General features: G+C 72.3%; 1 protein-coding gene. It reads right to left on the reverse strand.

What is annotated here, in order from left to right; all coding sequences use genetic code 11:
* Positions 1–1,154, reverse strand: a 1,154-nt coding sequence (locus ABT001_RS36030) for an acyltransferase domain-containing protein (RefSeq protein WP_351285915.1), incomplete at its 3' end; no start/stop codon positions are given.
* Positions 1,155–1,198: the final 44 nt, after the last annotated feature.

A 1,198-nucleotide genomic window follows, 5' to 3' on the forward strand; every position in this document is an offset into this window, starting at 1 on the left:
TCCACCACCCGCTCCGAACGACCCACCGCCACAACACCACGCGTCAACACCCACACACGCCCCACCGACCCACCACGCAACAACGGAAGAAGATCAGTCGGCGTCGCACCGGGCAGGACCAGGATTCCGGCGAAGTCCCCGGCGGGCAGCTCGGCGCGGTGTGCGACCGTCCGCACGTCGTCGGCCCCATGGGTGCGGAGCAGTTCCCCGAACCCGTCCGCGTCGCGACCGTCCTCGTCGCCGACGACCAGCCAGCTTCCCGCGAGCCGGGTGTTCGGCACGGTCACCGGACGCCATACGACGCGGTACCGCCAGGCGTCCACGGCCGACGTCTCGGCGCGGGTACGCCGCCAGTCGCCGAGGGCGGGCAGGAGCGAGCCGATGCGGTCGACGGTGTCCTCGTCGGTCACACCGAGGGCGTCTGCGACACCGTCGGCGTCCCCGTCCTCCACGGCGTGCCAGAAATCGGCGTCCGCCGGGTCCCCGGCGGTCTCCACGGCGGGCATCGGGTCGAGCCAGTAGCGCCGGCGCCGGAAGGCGTAGGTGGGCAGGTCGACGCGCCGGGCACCGAGGCCGTCGTAGACGGCGTTCCAGTCCACGGGCGTGCCGTCGACGTACAGGTGGGCGACGGCTGAGGAGAACGCGGCCACCTCACCCTGGTCGACGCGGAGAGCCGGTACGGCGTTCAGGGCATCGGCGCTCCGACGGGCGAGTGCGGTGAGTACACCGTCGGGTCCCAGTTCCAGGGTGCGGGTGACGCCCTCGCCGGGCAGGGTGCGTACCGCGTCGGCGAACCGGACGGGCTCGCGGACCTGGCGTACCCAGTAGGCGGGGGTGTCGATGTCGCCGGATGCCGTGGTGAGGACCGGTATCTCCGGGGCCCGGTACGTCAGTGACTCGGCCACCGCTGCGAACTCGGCGAGCATCGGCTCCATCAGGTACGAGTGGAACGCGTGCGAGACGGACAGCCGCTTGACCCGTCGGCCCTCCCCCCGCAGACGCTCCTCCAGCAAGCCGACCGCAGCGGCCGAACCCGAGACGGTGAGCGAGGTGGGCCCGTTGACGGCGGCGAGGTCCACGCCCTCCGGCAGCTCCAGCTCGTTCTCGGCCGCTTCGACGGCGAGCATGGCTCCGCCCTCGGGCAACGCGTCCATCAACCGGCCACGCACGGACACCAACCGGCAGGCGTCGTCCAGCG

Origin of the sequence: Streptomyces sp. NPDC002793 (assembly GCF_040295485.1) — a bacterium.
Taxonomy (GTDB): domain Bacteria; phylum Actinomycetota; class Actinomycetes; order Streptomycetales; family Streptomycetaceae; genus Streptomyces.